The 1,555-nt window shown below is 25.5% G+C and carries 1 protein-coding gene; it reads left to right on the forward strand.

Translation table 11 applies throughout. The annotated features are described in order from the left end of the window. Window positions 1-214: 214 nt before the first annotated feature. The coding region (locus tag I4U58_RS13760; RefSeq protein WP_195931901.1) for a Na+/H+ antiporter NhaC family protein at window positions 215-1,555 on the forward strand (1,341 nt) is incomplete at its 3' end.

The following is a 1,555-nucleotide window of genomic DNA, read 5'->3' on the forward strand; positions in this document are numbered from 1 at the left end:
TATCGAAAATAAAGATTCTCCTTTATTTTGTTTTGAATGGTCTATTAATTCAGCATTTTTTAAATATATTTTTTATCTTTAATATATTATCTACACTTTTTAAAGTAATATTACATTTACGTTTTATTTAGAATAATTACTAAATATGATTTAAAGTATACTCTCCTGTGCTACAATTTAATAAATCAAATTAATTAGAAAGAAGGTATATTTTATGTTAATTTTTATAGGGATATTATTTACTTTATTAATACTTGTATTTAGTGTATTAAATAATATATTCCTTGGATTCGGACTTAGTATATCTCTTTTATTTTTTACATTTGTCGCTTTAAAAAGAGGATACTCACTAAAAAAAATAGGAATGCTTTATTGGGTTGAGGCTAAAAAATCACTAGATATAATAATTATATTGATTTTAATAGGTATGCTTATAAGCTCATGGTTAAGCTCCGGTGTAATTTCTAGTATTATTTACTACGCTTTAAAATATATAAATCCTAATTTATTTATATTGTGCGCGTTTTTGATTACGAGTTTAGTATCTATGCTTATTGGAACTTCTTTTGGAACAGTAAGCGCTGTAGGAATACCCCTTGTTATAATAGGAAAAGCAGCTGGAATTAACTTAGGTCTATTAGGTGGGGCAATTTTTTCTGGGGCATATTTTGGAGATAGAACTTCTCCCCTGTCATCAAGTTTACTTTTGCTTTGTAATTTGACTAATTTAAAATTATTTGATTATGTAAAAAAACTAGTAATTGATAATATTATTCCTTTTATTTTGTGCATAGTATTTTACCTCGTATTTTCACTTAAATACCCACTTACATCTATAGATAATCGCCTTAGTATAGAATTATATAATTACTACAATGTATCTATCTTATTATTATTGCCAGCTATCGTACTATTTTTACTTTCTATATTTAAAGTCAAAATAACTCACTCTCTACCAATAAGCATATTATGTGCTTTTATATTAGATATATTAATCCAAAATACAAGTGTTTATAACTTTTTAAATTGTCTTATTTTCGGCTATACAAATAATTCTGATGTATTAAAAAATATAATTCAAGGTGGAGGTATAATCTCCATGTTAAAAACATGTTATATAATTATAATTTCTTGCTGTATTTCAGGATTTTTCAGCGGACTCAATATATTTGATAGCTTTAAAGAAAAATTAAAAGAAAAAAACTTATCCCAATCATCTATCTTTTTAGTAACAGTAATTCTTGGAATAATAAACGCCGCTGTAGGTTGTAGCCAAACTATAGCTATTATATTGACACTCGATATTGTCAAAGATTTATATAAAGATCAGCCAAATGATGAATTGGCACTCGATATTTCAAACTCAGCAATATTAACTCCTGCACTAATTCCTTGGTGTATAGCTGCTCTTGTGCCTTCTTCACTACTTAAAATAAATATCTACAGCTATATTCCATTTGCATTTTATCTTTATATAGTCCCTATAATTCACTTTATTAGAAAAAAATTTAATCTTTTTAAATCTGAAAATAAAGATTTAAATAAAGAAAGTATT

The organism is Clostridium sp. 1001270J_160509_D11 (assembly GCF_015667935.1).
Taxonomy (GTDB): domain Bacteria; phylum Bacillota; class Clostridia; order Peptostreptococcales; family Peptostreptococcaceae; genus Intestinibacter.